Source organism: Candidatus Methylacidiphilales bacterium (assembly GCA_033875315.1).
Classification (GTDB): Bacteria; Verrucomicrobiota; Verrucomicrobiia; order Methylacidiphilales; family CAZTYG01; genus JANRJG01.
In genome coordinates, this window is sequence record JANRJG010000038.1 from 191,438 (window position 1) to 214,887 (window position 23,450).

The following is a 23,450-nucleotide window of genomic DNA, read 5'->3' on the forward strand; positions in this document are numbered from 1 at the left end:
CTCTCTTGCTTTTCCTACGCTAATCCTTTGTCCCTGAACAAATTAGAATCTATATTGCCTCCCCGGATTCCCCGCCTTACTCTGGCATCCCCCATGCAGGAAGGGTATCCATGGATCTGAACAAATTTACCGAGCGAGCCCAAAACGCCCTCACCGAAGCCCAAGGCCACGCCTCCCGCCTCGGCCACCCCAGCATCGACATCGAGCACGTCCTCTTCGCCCTCCTCCAACAGGAAAATGGCCTCGTCCCCCGCCTCATCGAACGCGCCCACCTATCCCTCGAACTCATCCTCTACAAACTCGAAGCCGAACTCGGCAAAATCCCCTCGGTCTCCGGCCCCGGTGCCGGCCTGGGCCAAATCACCGTCACGGCCCGGCTCAACCGCCTCCTCGCCCGCGCCCAGGACGAGGCCCGCAAACTCAAGGACGAATACGTCTCGGTCGAACACTTCGTCCTCCCCATGTTCGAGGAAGATTCCAAATCCGGCGTCGGCCGCGTCTTCCACGACCTCGACTTCACCCGCGACGCCTTCCTCAAAGCGCTCACCGAGGTCCGCGGCAACCAGCGCGTCACTTCCGCCAACCCCGAGGCCACCTACGAAGCCCTGGAGAAATACGGCCGCGACCTGACCCAGTTGGCCCAGCAGAACAAACTCGACCCGGTCATCGGCCGCGACGCCGAAATCCGCCGCGCCATCCAGGTCCTCTCCCGCCGCACCAAGAACAACCCTGTCCTCATCGGTGAACCCGGCGTCGGCAAGACGGCCATCGTCGAAGGCCTGGCCCGCCGCATCGTCGCCGGCGATGTCCCCGAATCCCTCAAGGACAAAAAGATCGTCTCCCTCGACCTCAGCGCCCTCATCGCCGGAGCCAAATACCGGGGCGAATTCGAGGAACGATTGAAAGCCGTCCTCCAGGAAGTCACCAAAGCCGCCGGACAGATCATCCTCTTCATCGACGAAATCCACACCATGGTCGGCGCGGGCAAGGCCGAAGGTGCCATGGATGCGGGCAACATGCTCAAGCCCATGCTCGCCCGCGGCGAACTCCACTGCATCGGCGCCACCACCCTCGACGAATACCGCAAGCACATCGAAAAAGACGCCGCCCTCGAGCGCCGCTTCCAGCCCGTCCTCGTCAACGAGCCCACCGTCGAGGACACCATCTCGATCCTCCGCGGCCTCCAGGAACGCTACGAACTCCACCACGGCGTCCGCATCCAGGACGCCGCCCTCGTCGCCGCCGCCACCCTCTCCGACCGCTACATCTCCGACCGCTTCCTCCCCGACAAAGCCATCGACCTCGTCGATGAAGCCGGGGCCAAGCTGCGCACGGAAATGGATTCCATGCCCGAGGAACTGGAATCCCTCGAACGCCGCACCATGCAACTGGAGATCGAACGCGAGGCCCTGAAAAAAGAAAAAGACCAGGCCTCCAAGGACCGGCTGGCGGACCTCGAAAAAGAGCTCGGCAACCTCAAGTCCCAGCGCGACGCCCTCAAGGCCCAATGGCAGTCGGAAAAAGGCCAGATCGACGTCATCCGCAAACTGCGCGAGGAAGTCGAACTCATCCGCCACCAGATGGAAGTCGCCCAGCGCAACAACGACCTCCAACGCGTCGCCGAACTCAAATACGGTAAGTTGCCCGACTTGGAAAAAAAACTCGCCACCCTCGAATCCCCCGCCTCCTCCCCCGGAGGGACGCAGGCCCTGCGTCCTGCTTCACCTCGCCTCCTCCAAGAAGAAGTCACCCCCGAGGAAATCGCCGAGGTCGTCTCCCGCTGGACCGGCGTGCCCGTCTCCAAACTGGTCGAAGGTGAAAAAGAAAAACTCCTCCGTCTCGACACCATCCTGCACCAGCGCGTCATCGGCCAGGACGAGGCCGTCCAGGCCGTAGCCGATGCCGTCATCCGCGCGCGCAGCGGTTTGAAAGACCCCAAACGCCCCATCGGCTCCTTCATCTTCCTCGGGCCCACCGGTGTCGGCAAAACCGAACTCGCCCGCGCCCTGGCCGAATCCCTCTTCGACTCCGAGGACAACATCATCCGCATCGACATGTCGGAATACATGGAAAAACACGCCGTGGCCCGCCTCATCGGCGCGCCCCCCGGCTACGTCGGCTACGAAGAAGGCGGCCAGCTCACCGAAGCCGTGCGGCGCAAGCCTTACGCCGTCGTCCTTTTCGACGAAATCGAAAAAGCCCACCACGACGTTTTCAACATCATGCTCCAGATCCTGGACGACGGCCGCCTGACCGACAGCCAGGGCCGCACGGTGGACTTCAAGAACTCGATCATCATCATGACCTCCAACATCGGCTCGCCTCACTTGCTGGAAAACGCGGGCGAGGGCGAGATCGACGCCAAGACCCGCGACAAAGTCATGAAAGAACTGCGCGGCCACTTCCGTCCCGAGTTCCTCAACCGCGTGGACGACATCGTCCTCTTCAAACCCCTCACCGAAAAAGAAATCGCCCGCATCGTGGACCTGCTGGTGACCGGCATCCAGAAGCGACTGAACGAGCGCAAGATCACCCTGAAGCTGAGCGACGAAGCCCGCGCCCACATCGCCCACAACGGCTACGACCCGGTGTATGGCGCCCGTCCCTTGAAGCGCTACCTGCAAAAAGAAATCGAAACCGGCCTATCGCGGCAAATCCTCGCCGGCACCGTCGAAGACGGCAGCACCGTCACCGTGAGCGTGAAAGATCACAGTCTCACCTTCGTCTCCAAAGCCGGTAAACCCCACGCCTCCCTGTAGCCGCGATCGCTGATCATGGTTGCCTTTTCCGCCATTGTGAATTCTCCACACAGGATCTAGGGTAAGTCTCCTGATCCGCAAGTCCCTCGGCCCTGAACGAACTGCGGGCGATCCCGTACGGCGCCTCGTGCGCCTGCGGCGTGACGCCATCGCCCTCCACGGCCCGGACGCCTTTTCCCATGCACCCCGACGCACCCGATTTCGTAAAACTCTCGGCCAGGCTCAACCTCCAGCACGTTGACTATCGGGTGATTGGCTAGGTAGCCGTGGCCTGCCCGGTCAGCGATTACCCAGCAGCCCGAGAAACGCCCGACGTTCGGACCAGAGAAGGAAGGCGGCCAGGAGGCAGATCACGATCAGGACAGGATCGGCGATGGCCGCGCCCTTCAAGACAAAGACGTGGAAGGCCAGGATGTTGACCAGGATCGGGCCCAGGACCAACAGGCCCCAGTTCCGGGTCTTGGGCACGGCCACTAAAAGGCCGCCGACAATTTCCAGCACCTTGACGAAGGCCATGTAGCCTGTGGGCCCAAACGCCGCCATGAAGGCCGCCGCGGGAGTGCCTTCGGGCGGTGGGGGCATGGGCACCAGCTTGAGCAGGACGAGGAGTCCAAAGACGACAAACAACAGGCCCAGCAGGCCCCCGGCGATATTTTGGGCGATTTTCATCGGCTCATCTTAGACCACCCAGCGTCCCACAAAAGACTAAAACCGCGACGTCCCACGCCTTTAACGATGTCACAATCAGATCCAGCGCATTTGTCACCCATCCGCCATTCGCGATTCGTCATCCACCAACAACGATCAGTCTGGCTCGCGTCCTGCTTTGAGTTATAAAACACGCCATGTCCTCGTATTTCCGACAGACCAAAATCATCGCCACCCTCGGACCGGCCACGGAATCCAAGGAAATGTTGGCCCAACTGATCCTGGCGGGCGTGGACATGCTGCGCCTGAACATGGCCCACGCCTCCCACCCCTGGGTCGACGACGCCATGTGGTTCATCCGCGAGGCCTCGACCGAAGTCGGCCGCCACGTGGCGGTGATGATGGACGTCAAGGGGCCCGAGATCCGCACCGGGAAAGTGGAACAAGCCATCGATCTCAAGACTGGCGACCGCATGGAATTCCACATCGAGGGCGCCGAACCCACCGGCGACATTCCAGCCGTTTCGGTCAATTACCCCGGCCTCCCCGCCGACCTTGAAGTCGGCGCGACCATCCTGGTCGACAGCGGCCTCATCCGCATGCGCGTGGAGGAAAAGGACGCCTCCCGCGTCCGCTGCACCGTCCTCACCCCCGGCTCGCTCGGCTCCAAGCGCCACATCAACCTCCCCGGCGTCCATGTCAACCTCCCCTGCCTCACCTCCAAGGACGAGGACGACCTCCGCGCCGGGGTCAAGGCCGGGATCGACTTTGTCGCCCTCTCCTTTGTCCGCCAGGCCGAGGACGTGCGCGTCCTGCGCCGCTTCCTCGACCACCTCGGCTCGTCGGCCAAGATCATCGCCAAAATCGAGGACCAGGCCGGCGTGCGCAACATGGTCGAGATCATCCGCGAGGCCGATGGCATCATGGTGGCCCGGGGCGATCTGGGCATCGAGATCGACTACCCACGCCTCCCCCTCGTCCAGACCGAGCTGGTCAAGGCCTGCCAGGCCCAGGGCAAGCCGGTCATCATCGCCACCCACTTGTTGGAAACCATGATCACCTCCCCCATGCCGACCCGGGCGGAAATTTCCGACGTCTCGAACGCCATCCGCGAGCAGGCCGATGCGGTCATGCTTTCCGGCGAAACCACCGTGGGCAAATACCCATTGGAATCGGTCCAAGTGTTGAAGAACATCATCGAGAGCATCGAACCCTCGGTCAGCAGCGAACTCAACCACTCGATGCATCTGGCGGCGGCCAAATCAAAAATGCTCCGCTCCGCCGCCGTGCTGGCACAAGATCTGGGTGATTCCGCCATCGTGGTCTTCACCCGCAGCGGCCTGCTGGCCTACACCCTCGGCGCCCTGCGCCCGCGCGGCGTGCCGATCTACGCCTTCACCGACATCGAGCCGATCTTCCGCCAACTCCTGTTGCCCTGGGGTGTCGAACCTTTCCTGATTGATTTCTCCGACGACCCCGAAAAAACCATCCTTCACGCCCTCGCCACCCTCAAGCAAAAGAACTGGTGCCGCACGGGCGACTGGCTGGTGGTCATCACCAACGCCCTGGCCAGCGACCAGATCATCGACACCCTCCAGTTGCGCAAAGTGGATTGAGGGAGGCGGACGGGGGATTTAGAGGGTTTTGCCTTTATTTGGCACTGGTTCCATCTCGTTTCTCTGACTCGCTCTCTTGCGCGTTCTCTCCCATTCAGAGAGCGCGAGAATGAGAAAGAGAAAAAGTATGAGAACGGGTGGCTGATCAAATGCAAAATGCTCTAAGAGGCTCTCCGGATAACCCTCTTGGTTTCTGACTTCACTTTCCCGGATGGCAATCCTAGTTTGCCTGCATGCGTCTCGGAACTGTTCTATGGTTGTCGATCTTCGGTGCAGCCGGGGTGCTTCCCTCCGCTTGGGCCGCCGATGCCTTCCACGAACCCCAGATCCAGGAAATCCAGGCGCTTCACCAAAAATCCGAAGGCGGAGACAAAAAAGCCACCCGTGATCTGGTGGAAATGCTGGAAACCCTGCACCAGCAGCAACCCGATAACCGTCTCATCCAAGCCTACCTGGGCAGCGCCTACACCCTGGCCAGCCGCGATGCCTTTCCTGGTCCGGGCAAACTCGACTACCTGAGAAACGGCCTGAAAACCATGGATGCGGCGGTGGATGCCGACCCGCAGAATATCCCCGTGCGCTTCATCCGTGCGGTCAACAATTTCAATCTCCCCGTGTTCATCAACCGGCGCGACAATGCCCGGGCCGACTTCGAGGTGCTGCTCGCGCAAATCAAGGAGCGGCCCGACGAACTCGAAGCCACCACCCGGGAAGCCATCTGTTTTTTTGCCGGCCTTTCCTTCAAACAACTCGGTCGCAAACAAGATGCCCGGGCGACCTGGCAGAGCGGCCTGGATCTGGGTTTGAACTCCGACATCACCCTCCGGATCTCGGAGGAAATCAAAAAGCTCACCCCGGACCGTCCTCTCCATGAGCGCAGCTCGATTTCCCGGTAAAACCCTCATCCCCGCGAAAAAGATCCAGGCCCGCGTGCGCGCCCTGGGCCGGGAAATCTCGCAACATTACGGCGACCGCCCCCTGACCGTGGTCGGCCTGATGAATGGTAGTCTGTTTTTTCTGGTCGACCTCCTCCGCCACCTGCCACCGCAGACCCGGATCGAATGCTGGCGCGTCTCCAGTTACGAAGGAAAAAAATCCACCGGCCGCCTGCGCGGACTCGACGCCGTGCAGGGGGACTACCGCGGACGCCATGTCCTGGTGGTCGACGACATCCTCGACACCGGCCTGACCTTCCGCGCGGTCCGCGCCAAACTCCTGGCCCTGCGCGCCGCCGATGTCCGCTTCTGCGTGCTGCTCGACAAACGCATCCCGCGACCCAAGGCCGTCTCCGCCGACTGGGTGGGTTTCCCCATCGGCAATGAATTTGTCCTCGGCTACGGCCTCGACCTGGACCACGCCTACCGCACCCTGCCGATGATCCGGGCCGTGCCCCCGGCGGAATAAAAACCGTTCGCCATCATTTCCGGTGATGGCCCCATCGTCTGCGCTACTTACCGTCCAATCCGGGCGATAAGGATGTTTTTGCTCTCGCGGCATCGCTCCTGCTTCCCTACTCTCCCGTTATGCCCCAGAAACGAATCGCCGTCCTGACCAGTGGGGGCGACTGCCCCGGCCTCAATGCCGTCATCCGCGGAGTGGTCTGCGCCGCCGACAAACTCAATTGGGAAGTCATCGGCTTCACCGACGGTTACGAGGGCATGCTCGCCCCCGTCCGTTACCGCATCCTCAACCGATCCTCCACCGACGGCATCATGCACCTCGGCGGCACCATCCTCGGCACCACCAACAAGGGCCGCTTCGTGGCCAAGATCGGCCACGGCAACAAGGCCGAACTCGATCCGGCCATCATTTCCGAGGCCCGTTCCACCCTCGACGGACTCGGCATTGAGGCCCTGGTCTGTATCGGCGGCGACGGCTCCCTCTCCACCGCCCAACAACTCTGGGAAAAAGGCATCAAGACCATCGGCGTGCCCAAAACCATCGACAACGACATCGAGGCCACCGCCATCACCTTCGGGTTCGATTCCGCCGTGGCCTGTGTGGCCGACGGCTTGGACCGCCTCTACACCACGGCCAAGAGCCACAAACGCGTCATGGTCGTCGAGGTCATGGGCCGCTACGCCGGCTGGATCGCCCTCCACGGCGGCATGGCCGGCGGGGCCGATGTCATCCTCATTCCAGAAATTCCCTTCTCCTACGAGAATGTCTTCCAAGCCATCCGCCAACGCGAAGCCAACGGGCTTTACACCACCATGGTCGTGGTGGCGGAAGGGGCCTGCGCCAAAAACGCCGAGATCGTCACCAAGGAAACCACCCGCGTCGGCGAGGCCCACCTCGGCGGCATTGGCGAACAGGTGGCCCGGCGGATCACGGAAGGCACCGGCAAGGAAACCCGCTGCATGGTTCTGGGCCACCTCCAGCGTGGTGGGGCCCCGACCTCGCTCGACCGCATCCTCGGCACCCGCTTCGGCGTCCATGCCGTCGACCTCATCCACCGCGGCAAATTCGGCTACATGGTCAGCTACCAGAATTACCTCGTCGACGAGGTGCCGATTGCCCAGGCGGTCAACCAGCTCAAGCGCGTCAAACCCGACAACCAGATTGTCAAAGCCTGCCGCGAACTCGGCATCAGCTTCGGGGATTGATCCGGAATCGGCGGGCGTTGGTAGGGGGATTCCGACCAAATCCTATTAAGCGGGCGACCGATTCAGCGGTAGGGCGAGGCTCCTGCCGAGCCGGTTTGATGTCTCTATTCCAAGGGCGGCTCAGCAGGAGCTTCGCCCTCGCGTAAGAAACTTCATCGCCTGCTGAAGCGATCCGGCATGGGACCCGCCCCGCCGGGGTAACCGAACGAAGCCGGGAAAAATTCCAAGCCCGTGCGTTTGCCCTCAGGGCTTCTTTCGTGCCTCCAAGATCCTTTTTTCTATTTTTAGACCCTCTTTGAGGGCCTCTTTTATGCATTCCTTGCAACACAGCATGGCCAGCGTGTTGTTGCCCAAAACAACCGGAACCGGTTCCCCATGATCACCCAGTTTCTCCAGGGAAACCGGACAATCTTTGAGGGAATAGCCCGGTTTTTGTTGCGCTTCCACTGCTGCATCGAGGTGTTTGAGGTGTTTCGCCGGATCAGCCTTGAAATCCTTGACGCATTCCTTGCAACAGAATTGCACTTCACGGCCTTCGTGCTTGAGCACAAAAGGCTGGCCGTGGTCCCCCAGCTTTTCACCCGACACGATGCACACCTTGAGCGGATACAACCCGACTTCTTTATCAACGATTGCCGGATCGATTTTTGTTTGTTCTTCCGCCCCCAGCGTGGCCGTCAACGCAGCCACCAAAAACACCATCTGTATCATGTTCTTTTTCATATATTGATTCCTTTCGGTTTGTGATTGTCTTTGGATCAATTTGTAAAACTCAATCACTCAATCCCTTAATCACCTCATTACTTCATCCCTCCATCACCCGCCCGGCTCCTCCGCCGGGCCTCCCATTCGCGAAGCGATAAAAAGATCACCGGCGTGACGATGAGGATGTGGATCAGGCTGCTCACCATGCCTCCGATAACCGGAACGGCGATCGGTCGCATGATTTCCATCCCGGTGCGCTCGCCGGAAAAAACCGGCAGCATGATGACCATGAGGCTGGCCACCACGGTGGATACCGTCATGACCTTGGGCCTCAGGCGCAGGGCGGCACCCTCGATCACCGCACTCCGCAACTCTGCCGCGCTCAGGGCGCCCTTCTTTTCCCCCTCGCGGAGTTTCAAGGCCTCTTCCAGGTAAATCACCATGACCACCCCCGTTTGAACGGCCGTTCCGAACAGGGCGATGTATCCAACCCAGATGGCCACACTGAAATCATATCCCAACAGGGCCTGGAGGAAGATCCCGCCTGAAAGGGCAAAAGGCACGGCCAGCAGGACGTGGAGCGCCTCCACCACCGACCGGTAAACCATGAACAACAGGATGAAGATGATGAATATCACCACCGGCCCGACAACCCACAGGGTGCGGTTGGTCTGCTGGAGTTGTTCATACTGTCCGCCCCAGGAAATATAGACCCCGGGAGGGAGGGTCACCCGTTCCGCGATCGTTTTCCGCGCTTCCTGGACAAATCCTGACAAATCCCTCCCGCGCACGTTGGCTTGGACAAAAGACCGCAGCAGGCCATTCTCACTTTTGATCTCAGCCGGCCCCGTGGACAACCGGATATCGGCCACCTTGTCCAAGGGGATCATTTCCCCGCCCATCGACTTGACCAGGATGTTGCGGAGCGCCCCGGGGCTGTCCCGCAATTCACGGGTGTAGCGCACCCGGATGGGAAACCGTTTCCGTCCCTCGATGGTGGTGGTCAGGTTCATGCCTCCCAGGGCCGTCTCCACCACATCCAGCACGTCCTGCACTGGCACGCCGTAGCGGGCCGCATCCTCCCGGCGGAGGATGATCTCCAGATACTGGGCCCCCAGCACCCGGTCGGCATAGACATCCGCCGCACCCGGGACATTTTTGAGCACCCCCTCGACTTCCACCGCGACGCGTTCGAGCACCTGCAAATCGCCACCAAAGATCTTCGCGGCCACTTGGCCCCGAATACCGGTGTTGAGCATCAGGATCCGGTTTTCAATCGGTTGCAGCAGGGCGGGAACAAAGCCGGGAAACTTCATCATTTCCGCCAGGATTTCCTCACGCAGCTTCTCTTCGGTCATTCCCTCGCGCCATTGATCCTTGGGTTTGAGCATGATCGTGGTCTCGATCATACTGGTGGGAGCGGGATCGGTCGGCGTATCGGCCCGGCCGAGTTTCCCCACAACCGATGCCACTTCGGGAAAGGAAGCCAAAACCCGGTCCTGTGCAGCCATGGTCCGGTTGATTTCCGGGACAGACGCACTGGAGAGGGTCGTGGGCATGAACAGCAGGGCCCGCTCATTCAAGGGGGGCATGAATTGGCGGCCAAAACCCGTGGCCAGCCAGATGGCACTTCCCAGAACCCCCACCGCGACAGCCAAAACCACCCGGCGGTGGTCCAGGGCCCAGCGCAGCACGGGCAGGTAAACACGCAACAAGAACCGCATCAGCCGGTTGTCATTTTCGTCATGCAACCGCCCCCGGATGAAAAAGGAACAAAGCACCGGCACCAAAGTCAAAGCCAGCAACGTCGCCCCGGCCATGGCAAAGGTTTTGGTGTAGGCCAAGGGGTGGAACAACTTCCCCGACTGGCCACCGAGGGCGAACACCGGCACGAAGGCCAGAATGATGATGGCCATGGCATAGAAGATCGGCCGGGCCACCAGCCGGGTGGCCCGCAGGATGATTTCCGGCATGTCCTGGGGATAACGCAAACCGGGCAGCTTCCCTTCCTGTGCGGCATGGGCCTCCCGCATGACCGCCTCCGTGACCACGATCCCGGCATCGACCAACACACCGATGGCGATGGCGATGCCACTGAGTGACATGATGTTCGATGTGATGCCGAACTCCTTCATGAAGATGAAAGATATCAGGATCGAGAGGGGCAGCGGCACGGTGACCACCAGGATGCTGCGGAAATGCGCCAGGAAGATGATATGGGCCAGTGTCACCAGCAACACTTCCTCGATCAGCGTGATGCGAAGGGTGGCCACCGCCCGGTCGATCAATTCGCTTCGGTCATAGAAGGACCGGATCACCACCCCTTCGGGCAAGCCTTTTTGCAGTTCGGCAATTTTTTCCTTGGTGCGACGGATCACATCGACCGTGCTCTGGCCATAACGCATGACGACGATGCCGCCGACCACTTCGCGGCCATCCTTGTCGATGACCCCCCGCCTGGGCTCGGGACCGAGGCCGATGCGGGCCACTTCCCGCAAGAGAACCGGATGGTCATGATAGTAGCCCACGATGATGTTTTCCAAATCCCGGACCGATTCTACGAGACCCAATCCCCGGACCGTGAGTTCGCGGCCTTCGACCTCAATGGTGCCGCCCCCCACATTGCGGTTGCTTCCCTTCACCTGGGTGATGACATCGCCGAGCGAGAGTTCATAGGCCCTCAATTGTTGGGGCTGGATATCGATCTGGTATTGGCGGACAAAGCCGCCAATGCTGGCCACCTCCGCCACCCCGGGAACCGAGTTGAGCTGGTAACGGATGAACCAATCCTGCAGGGCACGCAATTCCCCGAGATCCAGTTCTTTCCCGGATGCGCGGGCAGCGGAGTCATCCAGGTAATACTGGTAGACCCAACCCAAGCCCGTCGCGTCGGGCCCCAGTTTGGGCACCACCGTTGCCGGAAGCTGGAAGGGAAGAGAATTCAGCCGCTCCAACACCCGGGTGCGGGCAAAATAAACATCCACCTTGTCCTCGAAGATGACCGTCAGCATGGAGAATCCGAAGGCGGATTGCGCCCGCACCGTCTTCACCCCGGGAAGGCCCTGCAGGCTGGCAGACAGGGGATAGGTGATCTGGTCCTCGACTTCCTGGGCCGAACGCCCCGGCCAGTCGGCAAAGACAATGACCTGGTTTTCACTGAGGTCGGGAATGGCATCGATGGGCGTGTCGTAGACCGCCTTGATCCCCCACCCACAAACGAACAGATAGGCCGTGAGGACGAGGAACCGGTTGTTCAAACACCAGCGGACGAGCGTATTGATCATAGGACTGTGATGAGGTGATGGGGTGATGGAGTGATGAAGCGGGTCAGATACCGGGCTCCAAGGATCGGATCAGGCCGTGGAGAAGTGCAGCGACTTCTTCGATCAATGGTTGAATTCTCTTGTGGTCCGATTCCTGGATTAACTGGACGCGAAATGCCGCTTCAAGCTGTGTATCAAGCTCACTAAGCGATCCTTCTGCATCACTGAGGTGTCGCAAAAATTCTTTGGGATAATGTCTCGCCGCGCCCTCAGAAATATTGGAAGGGATAGAGAGCGCCGCTCGCCTCATTTGCGACGTGATTCCATAAATCTCCTCTCGGGGAAAATCCCGGGTCAACCGGTAGACATCCACATAGAGATCCATCGATCTTTGCCAAACTTTGAGCTTTTTGTGCGGTCTTTCCTTCATCGTTTTCCTTTCTACATCACCCCATCACTCCATCACCTCATCACTCGTGCTTGTGTTCCGCAGCCCCACCCTGCAGTTGCGCTTCGGCGTCGACCAGGAACGCCCCTCGGGCAACCACAGCCTCCCCCGCGGCAATGCCCCGGAGGATTTCCACCGCGTCCTCGCTTTCGGCACCGGTTTCGACCAGACGTTGCTCGAAAACACCGGGTCCGGTTTTGACATAAGCGACCTTGCGCTTCCCGGTGTCGATCACCGCAGACTTGGGCACGGCGACAAGGACATCCCGCAAGGGAACCGACAGCGTGCCCACGGCGGACAGACCCGGAAGCAGTTTGCGCCCCGGATTGGCGGCCAGGAACCGCGCATTGACCGTCCGGGTCTCGGGACGGACGGTGCGGTCGATGAATACCAGTTTCCCCTGATGGCCCGAATCGGCCCCCGACTTGGTTTCAATACGGATCGATTGACCGAGCTTGAGGTATCCCAGGTCGGATTCGTAAACCTGGGCGCTGAACCAAACCTCATCCAATGGAACCACATGGAACAACGTGGCATTGGCCTCGAATTGTTCCCCACGATGCAACAGTTTGCCCACGATGGACCCTCTGACCGGAGAACGCAGGGTGAATGTGCTGCGGACCAACTTGTCTTTCTCCAGGGCGCGAAGGTCCCCCTCACTGAATCCGGCTTGCAGCAATTTACCCCGGATGGCCCCGACTTTTGCGCTCAGCACTTTGCGTTCGTAAAAAGTGGACAGCCAACGCTCACGCAGCGCGTCCAGGTAGGCCTCTTGGTCGGCGATCGCCGCTTCGGAGTAAACCTGATAAATGGGCTGCCCTTTTTCTACTTCGGTGGTGTTGAAGTCGATCAACACATCCTGGATGCGACCCGCATAATACCAACTGTAGTCGTAATGCCGGTCGCTGATGTATTCCACTTCGCCAAAGAGCTGGATTTTTTTCAACATGGCCCGCGGACCGGCCTTTTCCGTAGCGATGCTGGCCACGGCCTCACGGGCTTCACCCAGATGAACCACGGGCCGGCCGGCCGGGGGGCCCGGATCAGCCGTCTTGGCCATGGCGTGTTGTTCAGGTGTGTGGCTTGCGTGCGGATCAGCGGATGGCGATACGGCGGATGATGCCACCACCGGAACCAGTTTCATGCCGCAAATCGGGCAATCGCCGGGGTGGTCTTGCCGGATCTGCGGATGCATGGAACAGGTGTAGATTTTGCCTGCGGTAGGCGCTTGTTTCTGCGAGCAGCCGCCGGCTCCGATCAGCACCATTGCGGACAACAAGAGAAGGGTGATGCTGTTTTTAATATTTAATTTATTCATAAGTTAGAATTTCAGGTTGAGAGAGACCCCGGCCACCGGGATGACCTCTTCGTGGGGAAGGGTGAAATCATCCACCCGCATGCCGAAAAGCTCCACTTCGACCGCCCGGTTGACGCGGTAACGCAGACCGCCCCAGAAACGGTTTTCCGTGACATCGCCCGCAAGGAGATCGAAATACCATTCATTGGCGATGAACGGCATGATCTTGAATGGCAACCGCTCCCCTTCGTAAGCCACTTGGATGCGATGACGGAAGTTCCCGGTGGCTTCGGCTTCTTCCGCGCCAAACTGGAACCGTTGGCGGCTAGAGAATTTCCAATCCCTCAAGGGGAGAAGAATGGTGCCAAAAATCAATCCCTCGTCGGAAGAGGTGTGCATCCCGTCCATATCCCATTCATCCATCCGTTCATACCCGAGTCCGAAGTCGTAACGGGGGGAGTAATGCCAGACCAACTGCGGCGTGAGTTCATTGCTCCTGAAGACCTGGTGGTGCCCGTCATCCACGGCGACGTGCTGTTCGGACTCAAGGAGTGCCTCCAAGCCGTAGTCCATCCGCTGGGACACAGTCTGCATGGTCCAGACCTGGAGCCCGTCATCCTCCGCGTGGAGAGGGAGGATGGCGACAAACAATGCGCAGCCAACCACCCCCGCAAGGGAATGTGGAACGGGCAAACGAAATGATGGGATGGGATACATGATGCTTCGCGGCGGATTCCAGGGTGAGCCATCCCTTCATGAGGGACGGACCGACAGGATCAACGGGGAAGCATCAGCAAATCAGGGAACAATGGAGGAGATACGTCGGCGCCCGGCCCGGAGGCGCGTGCGCTCCAACTTGGATCTGGGAAACAAACGAAACAAAACAGGGAGGAAGGTTGTTGGATTCAACGTAAGCCGGCAGTTCGAGCAGGGTCTGGGAAAATACCGACTGGGTTTCCTTCGGTTGGTCCTGTTGCGTCTTGAATTCAGCTTTGCAGTGGTTGCAGCCCTTACCGCAGCCATCTTTTTCCACAGGCGCGGGAGACTCCTTTTTCTGGGAACAACAACTGTGCGTTGCCGGTTCCTTCGCAACGGAATGAAGCGTGCACAGGCACGCCGGGGCGAATATCGCCAGAGCCAGAACCGCTCCAATTCCGCACTTCACGCAGATAACCTAGCAGGGGGGGTTTGATTTGTCCATACTCGAAAGGCCAAACGAATCCCTCATTGACCATGTCCTTCACAAATGCAGGCGTACTCGGAACGCTTGCATCCTTCACACTTTGCCAGATCCAGTTTGATGCGGGTGTTGACCGGTTTGGCGTCTGCCTTCGCCCTGATCTGGAGCACCAATTGGTAGCCCTCCCCCGCAGGCAGGGGCGACTTCGAAACAAACCCGTCGGCGGATTTGTCGAAATCCAGTTTGACCTGTTCCGATGGGGTCTGCGCGATGACCGTGATGACCTGATCGCCGGGGACCTGTGGTTTCAAGTCGTCACTGTAAAAAGTGAGGGAAATTTTGCGGTCCTGCCGGATCAAGAACTCTGCATGTCCGCCCTCAACTTCGATAACCCTGCCCCCATTTGGGCCGGGAATGGTTTTGTGTTCATGTTGGGGATTGCCGTCTGCGGCTAGGATCAGCGACTGGCTTAACAGGTAGAGGACCAAGGCGGGTAGGATGGTTTTCATGATTCTTCAATGTTGTTGGGGTTTGCGAGGCTTGACTCCAGCCAGTCGTAGAGAACCGGCAGGATGATCAGGGTGAGAAAACTGGAGGTGAGGATGCCGCCGATGACCACCGTGGCCAGGGGACGCTGGACTTCGGCCCCGGGTCCGGTGGCCAGCGCCATGGGGACAAAACCCAGACTGGCCACCAGGGCGGTCATGAGTTTGGGGCGAAGCCGGGTCAGGGTGCCTTCGACCACCGCTTGGCGGAGGCCGCGTCCCTCCCCGCGCAGTTGGTTGATGAAGCTGATGAGCATGATCCCGTTCAGGGTGGCGATCCCGCTCAGGGCGATGAAGCCCACGGCGGCCGAGATGCTGAATGGCAAGCCCCGGACCCAGAGGGCCAGAATCCCCCCCGTCACGGCCAACGGCACACAGAGCAAAATGAGCAAGGTCTGGCGCAAACTGCCAAAGCTCATGAAAATGAGGAAACTTATCAAAATCAAAGCGAGTGGCACCACCACCAGCAGCCGCTCCCGGGCTTTCTGGAGATTTTCAAACTGGCCCCCAAATTCATAGTAATACCCATCGGGGAAGGTCATTCCCTCCTTGAGCTTCTTTTTGGATTCGAGAACAAAGCTTTCCAGGTCGCGGCCCCGCGGATTGATGAGGATGGCGACCCGGCGCTGGGTGGACTCGCGGGTGATGGTGCCGATTTGGTCCACCACTTGGACTTCCGCAACCTGCCCCAGCATCAGCATACCGCCGTCATCTGTGCGCAAGGGCAGCCTGCGGATGGCGTCCAGATCCTGGCGCTGGTTTTCGGGAAGCCGCACGACGATGTCGTAGCGCCGGTTGCCCTCGATGAGGCTTCCAACTTCCGCTCCGGCCAGGGCCTGTTCCACCACCCGGTTGATTTCCTCCGTGTGTACGTTGAATTGCTGCAGTACCTCCCGCTTCGGTTTGATTTCCACCAGGGGGGTCCGTCCGAGGGCGTCGAATTCCACGTCACCGGCGCCGGGAACCGTCCGGATCAGATCGCGGGCCTGGGTGGCCAGCTTTTCCAGGGTTTCATAGCTGTCGCCAAAAATCTTCAGGGAAACATCGGAACGCGACCCCGCCATGATTTCGTTGAAGCGGAGCTGGATGGGCTGGGTGAAGAGGTAGCTTTGCTGGGGGAAATGCTCCGTCAGATCCTCGCGCATGAGGCCGATCAACAGGGCCTTGTCCACCCGCTTCCCGTCGATTTTCCGCCAGGTGGATTTGGGGTGGAAAAAGACGTAAGTGTCGGCCACGTTCGGTCCCATGGGGTCGGTGGCCACTTCGGCGGTCCCGATGCGGGAAAAGAGGTGGCTGATCTCGGGATAATTTTTCAGGAGCAGGCGTTCGGACTTTTGCTGCAAATCGACCGATGCCCCCAGACCCACGCTGTTGCTGCGGATCATCTGGATGGAGAGGGATCCCTCATCGAGCTGCGGGATGAATTCCGCCCCCAGCCGGGTGAAGAGAACCAGGGAGAGGACGAAGAGTCCGATGGCCCCACCGACAAACATCCAGCGGAAACGGAAGGCGGTTTGCAGCAGGGGCGCATAGACCCATTTGAGGAATTCCACCGCAGCATTGTCTTTTTCCTGGATCTTGCCGCTCAAGAAATAGGAGCAGAGCACGGGCATCAGGGTGAGGGCCAGAATGAGCGAGCCTACCAGCGCCATGATCACGGTCAGGGCCATGGGGTGGAACATTTTCCCTTCAATGCCGGTCAGGGCCAGGATGGGGATGTAAACCACGGTCACGATCATGACACCGAAGAACATCGGACTGGCGACTTGTCTGGCGGAGACGAGGACTTCATGGACCCGTTCGCGCGGGGTCAGCATGCGCCCGAGTTGGGCCTGTTTGTGGGCCAGGTGGCGGATGATGTTTTCCACCATCACCACCGAGCCGTCCACGATCAATCCGAAATCGATGGCACCCAAACTCATGAGGTTGCCGGAGATCCGGCATTGCACCATGCCGGTGATGGCGAAGAGCATGGAGAGGGGGATGGCCAAAGCGACGATCAGTGCGGCGCGGATGTTGCCCAAAAGCAGGAACAAGACGACCACGACCAGGATGGCTCCTTCGAAGAGGTTGGTCTGCACCGTGCGGATGGTTTGGTTGACCAGATCCGAGCGGTCATAGACGGTCTTCAATTCCACCCCCTCGGGCAGCTTTTCCTGGATGTCCCGGATTTTTTTCAGGACCTCTCGGGCCACGAGACGGCTGTTCTCGCCACTGAGCATGATGGCTCCGCCGAGAAGGGCTTCATCCCCGTCTTCGGTGGAGGCTCCGGTGCGGAAACGGGTTCCGATGCCGACGTCGGCCACGTCTTTGACCTGCATGGGCAGGGTGCCCGCGCGGAATTTCAGCGGAATACCGGCGATCTCCTCAACGGTCCGGACACGTCCATCGGAGCGGATGGCCAGTTGCTCCCCGCTGATTTCCAGCAGGCCGCCTCCGGCATTTTCCGTGTTGGCTTTGATCTTTTCTGAGAGATCTTCAACGGTCATGCCCGCGGCGGTCAGCCTGGCCGGATCGGGAGAGACGACGATCTGGCGCTCGTAACCGCCGGAAGTATTGACCTCGGCCACTCCCTTGGTGGCGCGAAGCAACGGTTTGATGAGGTATTCCTGGATTTGCTTGAGCTCTTGGAGCTGGGCCTGACGGGTGACCGGCTTTGTTTTGGCGTCTTTTTTGTAATCCAACGTGTAAAAGAAGATGTCGCCCAGGCCCGTGCTGATCGGGGCGAGTTGAGGGGTGATGCCATCGGGCAACTCTCCTTTTGCATTGATCAAGCGTTCGGACACCAATTGCCTCATGCGGTAGACATCGGTCCCATCCCGGAAAACCATCGTGATCTGGGAAAATCCGAAGCGTGAAAGGGATCGCAGCTCAGTCATGTCGGGCAATCCGGCCATCTCGCTTTCGATGGGGAAGGTCACGAGCTTTTCCACTTCCTCGGCGGCCAGGGCTCCGGCCAGGGAATTGATCTGCACCTGTGGACTGGTGATGTCAGGGACGGCATCGATGGTCAGATGGACCGCCGACCAGAGACCCACCCCCACCAATACCAGGCTGGCGAGAACGACCAAGAGCCTTTGCCGGAGGCTGAATTCGATGAGTTCAGTGACCATGGGTGCACCCGGTTCCGGCATTCACCGCTTGAAGTTCGGTCAGATACAGTTCCTGCGCGCCCCGAACCACCACGACATCGCCCTCGTAAAGACCATCGAGGACCTGGATTTTTTCCCCGTTGACGGCCCCGGTCCGGACCGGTGTCCGGAGATAATACCCGGCGTTTTCCACGTAGGCAAAGGAGCCCTTGGCGGTTTTCAGGACGGCCTCTTGCGGGATGATGACGGTTTCTTCCGATTGTTCGGCAGGTTGGCTCAACAGCAGGGTCAGGGAGGAACCGACGGGCAGGGGCTCATCGCCGGGATTGATTTCTAGGATCAGCTCGGTCTGGCCGTTCAGTTCCTGGAGTTGGGTATCGAGGCGCGAGATCGTGCCGATCAGATCCGTGCTGCTGCCGGTTGACAACCGCACGGTCTGCCCGGCTTGCACCCAGCGATGATCTTCAGACGGGATCAGGGCCGTGGCGTAGGCGTGACCCAGGCGATAGCGTCCCTCCACGCTTTGTTCACCAGCTTGGCGGAAAACCTGTGCCGTGAGGGTTCGTTGGGGGGCGACTTTCCCCGTGCCGACTTCTTCCGCAGCCACACCGAGCCCGGCCAGGGCGACCGGGCTAACTTTGAGACCCTTACCGGGAATGAATGCCCGCTCTTCGGCCCGGGTTTCCGGGCCATGATCGCGCGAGGATTCCCCGGCTCTTTGTTTATCCCCGGAGGGTCCACAACCGACCAAAGCCTGGAACAGGATCACCAAAGTCAGCCATCGGCAGTTTGTTTTCATATGCATTTATCGGTCTGTGAGGGTTTCACCGGTGAGGAGTTCGAGGTCGAGGAGGTTTTGCCATGTTTCCAACAAGGCCTTTTCACGAAGGTGCTGGGTATTGAGAAAGGCCTGTTGCGTTTCCAGGTAAAGTTGGACATGGATCGCGCCAAGCCGGTATTGCCGGTCGGCCAGGTCGGAAGACTCCCGCATTCTGGATACGGCTTCGGGAGGGATTTCATCCAGGAATTTTCGGGACAGATGATAGGCGCGGGTGCGACGGGCGATTTCGGTTTCCACTTTGCGGCGGGCGTCCAGCAGCAGTGCATCGGCCTGGGCCCGCCGGGCTTCGGCCGTGGTGATGTTGCCCTGGTTCCAGTTCCACAGGGGAAAGGTGGTGGAGAAAAGGATGCCGATGTTTTCTTCCCGCTCACCGGCCTGTTCCTGGCTGAAGAAGGGGCCGACGGCAAAATCGGGGGCGGTCTCCATTTTCGCGGCTGTCACCTCACGCAGGGCTTTTTCCCATTCGAGAATGCGGACTTTCAGCGCGAGGTTCTGGTTCAGTCCTTTGAGGATCAGCTTGTGGTTGTCCAGATCCGGGAATGCAGAGGACGGACTCCTGGATATCCAAAGATCGGAACTGCCGGGCAGTCCCAGCAGGGAGACCAGTTCCAAGCGGGTTTCTTCCTTTTCCAGGCTGGCTTCCTTGGCTTCCTTTTTGAGTCCAAAGAGGGAGGCTTCGATGGTGCGGAGTTCAAGCAATTGAACGGCTCCGGTGCCGGGCCGCTTTTTGAGCAAATCAACCAGTCCGGAACTGCGCTCGCTGACTTCTTCGGCCGCCGCGGCACGGGCAGCGGCCAAGAGATGGCGGTAGGCGAGATTTCTGACCTGGCCGGACAAGGCGAGCCGGAATTGCTTCAATGCCAGCTGGGCGATCTCAACATCTTTGTTGGCGATGGCCTTGCGGAGCGATCCCTTGCCGGGAAATTCGAAGGATTGGGTGATGGAGAAACGGCGCGCGCTTCCCTCATCCTGGAGTTGGCCCGAGGAGTTTTTGATCCGGCGTTCACCGTACTCTCCTTCAAACTCCGGATTCCTCCAAAGTCCCGCCTGGGTTCGGAGTCCTTTGGCGGCAAGCACCGCTTGTTCATAGAAACGGAGTTCGGCATTGTTTTGTAAGGCATACCCCACCAAGTCTTCCACCCGCCATTTTTCCTCGGGTTTCCCACTCCCATTCCGTTCCTCTGCCTTCAATAAGGGCAGGGGTAAAGGGAATGTGAGTAAAATCACACCCAGGGCCGGGGCAACCAGATGAAAACAACCTCGAGACATAAATCCTCCAACGCATTCCGGGTGGATGACCCGCCGGATCGGGTGTTGATGAACAGGAGCGCACCCGGCCTGGGCCGGGGCTTGTCACAGCAGGCGGACCAACCGCCGGGTCAACTCTGTTGGGGGGGGATTTCGATCTCAAAAACCGGGCCATCGGGCCGCAGGTTTGAGAAGGGAGGATACTGGATCTGGGAAAAGACGGGCGAAGCCATCCCGACGAGTCCCGCGGATACGAGCAATACGTGCTGGCAGCATCCGCCATGGGTAGTATGGGGATCAACGGGGGACTCCGCATTATCCTGGCGACACTCCGTCGAAGCCCCACAGCAAATCCAGCCCGCCTGTTCCGCGGCATGCACCGCCATCTGCCCCACGAAAGCCACGAACAGCACGAGGCTGATCGTGGTTAGTCGGTGACGGATGCAGGACATGCGTTCTAGGTAGCGTTGGGTTTTGGTTCTGTCAAGTGGCAGCGGATTGGCATCCGACCGGCTGCTGATGAGCCCATTCTACTTGCGCGAGATCCACAAAAGACCGGCCACGATCAAGACCCCGCCGCCAAGGGTGTTCCATGTCACCCGTTCCTTGAGGATGAACACGGCCAACACCACCGCCACCAGGATGCTTCCCTTGTCGATCAGTGCCACCGTGGCCACATCGCCCTGCTTCAGGGCCTTGTAGTAAAAAATCCAGGATAGCGTCGTGGTCAAACCGGAGAGTGCCAGCCAGAGGCCGCTGCGCCAGCCCAACCGCGACCACTCCTCCACCGGGACAAAGACCAGGGCAAAGCCGGCCACCAACACCGTGATGACCGCGGTTCGCACCACCAGACCGAGTTCTCCCGAAATGCCAGCCAGACCCAACTTGGCGATCACCGAGGTGAGTCCGGCGAAGAACATCGACATGAGGGCGAATCCCACCCAGGGCTTCATGTCGCTTCATTCCCCGCCATGCGGGCGGGCACGAGGATGGCGTCGCTCATCCCGTGGATGATTTTTTTGTCCGCGGGCACGATGGTCACCAGCACCCCCCGCAGATGGGCGCGGTCGTTCTCCACCACGTAATAGGGACAGATCCGGGCCCGGCCACGCTGGACCCGCACTTCATTCTTGTCCGCATCCCAATACGGATGTTCGACGACCCGGGCCTTGTGGAAACGCTGGAGGATGAAGGGCGAACGGTCGAAACCGTCCAAGGCCGCGCGGAGGGAGCCGGCCCACTCCTCCTGGCTGACGTCCGAACCAATCGTCACGCCTCGCGAGCCCCAGGCCAGGGCGGAGAAGCCGGAAATCTTCAGCACCAGGTCGCGTTGTTTCTGGGAGAACCGCATCACTTCCTCCCAGCTCTGCACTTCCAGTCCGGGCAGGACGGCATGCGGGGGCAGCGGGGTCGGGTCCACCACCCAGCCTCGCGGGATGATGGCATCCAGGTCCTTTTGATAGCGCTCGCCCAATTCCTTGCGCCAAAATTCCCGCAACGGATTCATCCAATAAAGAGCCAACCAAAGCTTTTCCTCCAGGAAGGGCTTCAAGGGCGGGGTCAAGCGTGCCTCCGGCGACCAACTCCCGCGCACCGTCGGCAGGTTGGGCCAGTCAAAGGCCTCGAAAAACCGGTAAACCGGCTGCCCATCGAAGGAGTAGGTTTCCGCCGCCTTCACCCGGTCGACGCCAAACAACCACTCGAATTCCGGGCGATAGGTCGCCGCCTCCTGCGCCACCACCACCGGCCCCACGGGATGCAGGCGGTGCATGGCATCGCGCAGGCCCTGCGGACCACCGATCACGTCGTCACCAAGGGCGGCGTAAGTTTGGTTCAACCAAGCAGTCAGGCCAATGCCCCCGGGCAGCGAATCCAACTCCGACATCGCCCACCCGTCGTCGGTCAGCAACAGGTCGGGCCGGAGCACGCGGGGCAGCTCGTTCTTCAAAGCCCGGCTGCGGGAAATCTCCACCAGATCGGCGGGCTTGCCCGCGTCCATCCATCGCGCGATCCATTCCGGGGCGTCCCCTGTCACGCTGCGGCGGTAGAGCAGATTGCAGGCCTTGAGGAAAACCCAAAGGCGTTGGCCCAATTGCTCCAGATCCTCCACCTGTCCGGCATCCAGGGGAAAGGCTTCGGGTGAAACCTTCCAGGTCTTGGCATCGAAGAGACCGCCGGGCGGCGCGGCGTCTGTGACTTGTTGTACCCGGGGGTTCATGGGCGGCTTTGGGATCGGCGGAACAGTGTATCCGACTTCCGTCCACGGTCCACCGTCCGCTGGTTTCCCAGCCACCGTCCGGCCAACCGGAGAGCGGACAAGAGGCTGGCCGGGGAGGCCAGGCCCTTGCCGGCGATGTCATGGCCGGTGCCGTGGTCGGGGGCGCAGCGGAGAAAAGGAAGACCGAGGGTGACATTCACGCCGTCTTCGAAACTGGCCAGTTTGAACGGAATCAATCCCTGGTCGTGATAGAGTGCCACCACCGCGTCGTAACGGCCTTGGAGCGCCGAGCGGAAAACCGCATCCGGCACGGCCGGTCCCTCGATGCGGAGCCAGCGGATTTTTTTCAACGACCGCAGTGCCGGAGCGATCACGGTGCGTTCTTCATCGCCGAAGGCCCCTTCCTCTCCCGCATGAGGGTTCAATCCGCAGACGGCCAGGCGGGGCCGGGCCACGCCTGCCTCACGCAAGAATAACGCCACACGGCGGGCGGCATCGGTGATCATCACCGACCGCAATCCGGCCACCGCGCGCCGCAGGGGAAGATGGGTCGTGGCCAGGGCGACATTCAAGCGCGGCGAAGCCATGAGCATGGTCACGTCCGAAGGCTTCAGCCCGGCGCGGGCGGCATAGAATTCGGTCTGGCCGGGGAAACGGAATCCGACGCGCATGAGCCAGGCTTTGTGTACCGGGCCATTGACCACGGCGGCGATTTCGCCGGTGCGCAGCAGACGGACCGATTCATCCAGCGCACCGAGTGCCAGCCGAGCCGATCGGAGGGTTGGTCGGCCGGGGCGGACCCCGGAGGCCGAGCCGATGAGACGCACGCGGATGCCGGCGAACTCGCGCTCAAACTCCGGCAGGGCCCGGTCGATGATCTCCGGCCCGATGCCCGAGGGATCACCGAGGGTGAGGCCGAGGGTGGGTGTCATGGGAAGGTGTCGGTTCTCTGTCGGGCGGCAGTCCCTTGCCGCCACCCTGTTT

18 protein-coding genes are annotated in these 23,450 nt (G+C 60.3%); 5 read left to right on the forward strand and 13 right to left on the reverse strand.

Annotated elements, in window-relative coordinates; all coding sequences use genetic code 11:
* Positions 1 to 110 precede the first annotated feature (110 nt).
* Entirely contained in the window at positions 111 to 2,759 is a 2,649-nt protein-coding gene (gene clpB, locus SFU85_11455; GenBank protein ID MDX6767394.1) for an ATP-dependent chaperone ClpB, read from the forward strand.
* 279 nt (positions 2,760 to 3,038) lie between these two features.
* On the opposite strand, the gene SFU85_11460 is transcribed toward clpB, so the two are convergent.
* Complete coding sequence (locus SFU85_11460; GenBank protein ID MDX6767395.1) at positions 3,039 to 3,428, reverse strand: hypothetical protein; 390 nt, start codon at positions 3,426 to 3,428, stop codon at positions 3,039 to 3,041.
* Between the two features lie 176 nt (positions 3,429 to 3,604).
* On the opposite strand from SFU85_11460, the gene pyk reads away from it, so the two are divergent.
* The 4 genes from pyk (at position 3,605) to SFU85_11480 (ending at position 7,629) form a co-directional block, all read left to right on the forward strand.
* Positions 3,605 to 5,023, forward strand: coding sequence for a pyruvate kinase (pyk, locus tag SFU85_11465; GenBank protein ID MDX6767396.1), 1,419 nt, complete (start codon positions 3,605 to 3,607; stop codon positions 5,021 to 5,023).
* Positions 5,024 to 5,256: 233 nt separating this feature from the next.
* On the forward strand, positions 5,257 to 5,919 hold the full coding sequence (locus tag SFU85_11470) for a hypothetical protein (protein ID MDX6767397.1): 663 nt from the start codon (positions 5,257 to 5,259) through the stop codon (positions 5,917 to 5,919).
* Positions 5,894 to 6,427, forward strand: coding sequence for a phosphoribosyltransferase family protein (locus SFU85_11475; protein MDX6767398.1), 534 nt, complete (start codon positions 5,894 to 5,896; stop codon positions 6,425 to 6,427). Before SFU85_11470 ends, SFU85_11475 begins: the two co-directional genes overlap by 26 nt.
* A gap of 119 nt (positions 6,428 to 6,546) precedes the next feature.
* A complete protein-coding gene (locus SFU85_11480) occupies positions 6,547 to 7,629 on the forward strand; it encodes an ATP-dependent 6-phosphofructokinase (GenBank protein ID MDX6767399.1) in 1,083 nt (360 codons plus the stop codon).
* 243 nt (positions 7,630 to 7,872) lie between these two features.
* Here SFU85_11480 and SFU85_11485 read toward each other — a convergent pair whose 3' ends face one another.
* The 12 genes from SFU85_11485 to pdxA form a co-directional block, all read right to left on the reverse strand.
* On the reverse strand, positions 7,873 to 8,409 hold the full coding sequence (locus tag SFU85_11485; protein ID MDX6767400.1) for a hypothetical protein: 537 nt from the start codon (positions 8,407 to 8,409) through the stop codon (positions 7,873 to 7,875).
* A 20-nt stretch (positions 8,410 to 8,429) separates the two neighbouring features.
* Positions 8,430 to 11,618 (reverse strand): CusA/CzcA family heavy metal efflux RND transporter, encoded by a 3,189-nt coding sequence (locus SFU85_11490; GenBank protein MDX6767401.1) that lies wholly within the window; start codon positions 11,616 to 11,618, stop codon positions 8,430 to 8,432.
* A gap of 43 nt (positions 11,619 to 11,661) precedes the next feature.
* Positions 11,662 to 12,027: a four helix bundle protein gene (locus tag SFU85_11495; protein ID MDX6767402.1), complete on the reverse strand. Its 366-nt coding sequence runs from the start codon at positions 12,025 to 12,027 to the stop codon at positions 11,662 to 11,664.
* A gap of 40 nt (positions 12,028 to 12,067) precedes the next feature.
* Positions 12,068 to 13,363 carry an efflux RND transporter periplasmic adaptor subunit gene (locus SFU85_11500; protein ID MDX6767403.1) on the reverse strand — a complete coding sequence of 432 codons (1,296 nt, stop codon included), beginning with the start codon at positions 13,361 to 13,363 and terminating at the stop codon, positions 12,068 to 12,070.
* A gap of 3 nt (positions 13,364 to 13,366) precedes the next feature.
* Entirely contained in the window at positions 13,367 to 14,035 is a 669-nt protein-coding gene (locus SFU85_11505; GenBank protein ID MDX6767404.1) for a DUF2490 domain-containing protein, read from the reverse strand.
* Between the two features lie 531 nt (positions 14,036 to 14,566).
* Positions 14,567 to 15,031: a hypothetical protein gene (locus SFU85_11510; GenBank protein ID MDX6767405.1), complete on the reverse strand. Its 465-nt coding sequence runs from the start codon at positions 15,029 to 15,031 to the stop codon at positions 14,567 to 14,569.
* A complete protein-coding gene (locus SFU85_11515; GenBank protein ID MDX6767406.1) occupies positions 15,028 to 18,180 on the reverse strand; it encodes a CusA/CzcA family heavy metal efflux RND transporter in 3,153 nt (1,050 codons plus the stop codon). Before SFU85_11515 ends, SFU85_11510 begins: the two co-directional genes overlap by 4 nt.
* Positions 18,170 to 18,958, reverse strand: coding sequence for a hypothetical protein (locus SFU85_11520; GenBank protein MDX6767407.1), 789 nt, complete (start codon positions 18,956 to 18,958; stop codon positions 18,170 to 18,172). Before SFU85_11520 ends, SFU85_11515 begins: the two co-directional genes overlap by 11 nt.
* Positions 18,959 to 18,964: 6 nt before the next feature.
* Positions 18,965 to 20,140, reverse strand: coding sequence for a TolC family protein (locus tag SFU85_11525; GenBank protein MDX6767408.1), 1,176 nt, complete (start codon positions 20,138 to 20,140; stop codon positions 18,965 to 18,967).
* Between the two features lie 638 nt (positions 20,141 to 20,778).
* Positions 20,779 to 21,201, reverse strand: coding sequence for an EamA family transporter (locus tag SFU85_11530; protein ID MDX6767409.1), 423 nt, complete (start codon positions 21,199 to 21,201; stop codon positions 20,779 to 20,781).
* The gene (locus tag SFU85_11535; protein ID MDX6767410.1) at positions 21,198 to 22,466 is read right to left on the reverse strand and encodes a hypothetical protein; all 1,269 of its coding nucleotides are present in this window, start codon (positions 22,464 to 22,466) and stop codon (positions 21,198 to 21,200) included. The genes SFU85_11530 and SFU85_11535 overlap by 4 nt, the downstream gene beginning before the upstream one ends.
* Positions 22,463 to 23,398: a 4-hydroxythreonine-4-phosphate dehydrogenase PdxA gene (pdxA, locus tag SFU85_11540; protein ID MDX6767411.1), complete on the reverse strand. Its 936-nt coding sequence runs from the start codon at positions 23,396 to 23,398 to the stop codon at positions 22,463 to 22,465. The genes SFU85_11535 and pdxA overlap by 4 nt, the downstream gene beginning before the upstream one ends.
* Positions 23,399 to 23,450 lie beyond the last annotated feature (52 nt).

What these genes read in the sequence shown, in the direction of transcription:
- clpB (MDX6767394.1), top strand. Translation starts at nt 111, where the DNA reads ATGGATCTGAACAAATTTACCGAGCGAGCCCAAAACGCCCTCACCGAA.
- SFU85_11460 (MDX6767395.1), bottom strand. Translation starts at nt 3,428, where the DNA reads ATGAAAATCGCCCAAAATATCGCCGGGGGCCTGCTGGGCCTGTTGTTT.
- pyk (MDX6767396.1), top strand. Translation starts at nt 3,605, where the DNA reads ATGTCCTCGTATTTCCGACAGACCAAAATCATCGCCACCCTCGGACCG.
- SFU85_11470 (MDX6767397.1), top strand. Translation starts at nt 5,257, where the DNA reads ATGCGTCTCGGAACTGTTCTATGGTTGTCGATCTTCGGTGCAGCCGGG.
- SFU85_11475 (MDX6767398.1), top strand. Translation starts at nt 5,894, where the DNA reads ATGAGCGCAGCTCGATTTCCCGGTAAAACCCTCATCCCCGCGAAAAAG.
- SFU85_11480 (MDX6767399.1), top strand. Translation starts at nt 6,547, where the DNA reads ATGCCCCAGAAACGAATCGCCGTCCTGACCAGTGGGGGCGACTGCCCC.
- SFU85_11490 (MDX6767401.1), bottom strand. Translation starts at nt 11,618, where the DNA reads ATGATCAATACGCTCGTCCGCTGGTGTTTGAACAACCGGTTCCTCGTC.
- SFU85_11495 (MDX6767402.1), bottom strand. Translation starts at nt 12,027, where the DNA reads ATGAAGGAAAGACCGCACAAAAAGCTCAAAGTTTGGCAAAGATCGATG.
- SFU85_11500 (MDX6767403.1), bottom strand. Translation starts at nt 13,363, where the DNA reads ATGAATAAATTAAATATTAAAAACAGCATCACCCTTCTCTTGTTGTCC.
- SFU85_11510 (MDX6767405.1), bottom strand. Translation starts at nt 15,031, where the DNA reads ATGAAAACCATCCTACCCGCCTTGGTCCTCTACCTGTTAAGCCAGTCG.
- SFU85_11515 (MDX6767406.1), bottom strand. Translation starts at nt 18,180, where the DNA reads ATGGTCACTGAACTCATCGAATTCAGCCTCCGGCAAAGGCTCTTGGTC.
- SFU85_11520 (MDX6767407.1), bottom strand. Translation starts at nt 18,958, where the DNA reads ATGAAAACAAACTGCCGATGGCTGACTTTGGTGATCCTGTTCCAGGCT.
- SFU85_11530 (MDX6767409.1), bottom strand. Translation starts at nt 21,201, where the DNA reads ATGAAGCCCTGGGTGGGATTCGCCCTCATGTCGATGTTCTTCGCCGGA.
- SFU85_11535 (MDX6767410.1), bottom strand. Translation starts at nt 22,466, where the DNA reads ATGAACCCCCGGGTACAACAAGTCACAGACGCCGCGCCGCCCGGCGGT.
- pdxA (MDX6767411.1), bottom strand. Translation starts at nt 23,398, where the DNA reads ATGACACCCACCCTCGGCCTCACCCTCGGTGATCCCTCGGGCATCGGG.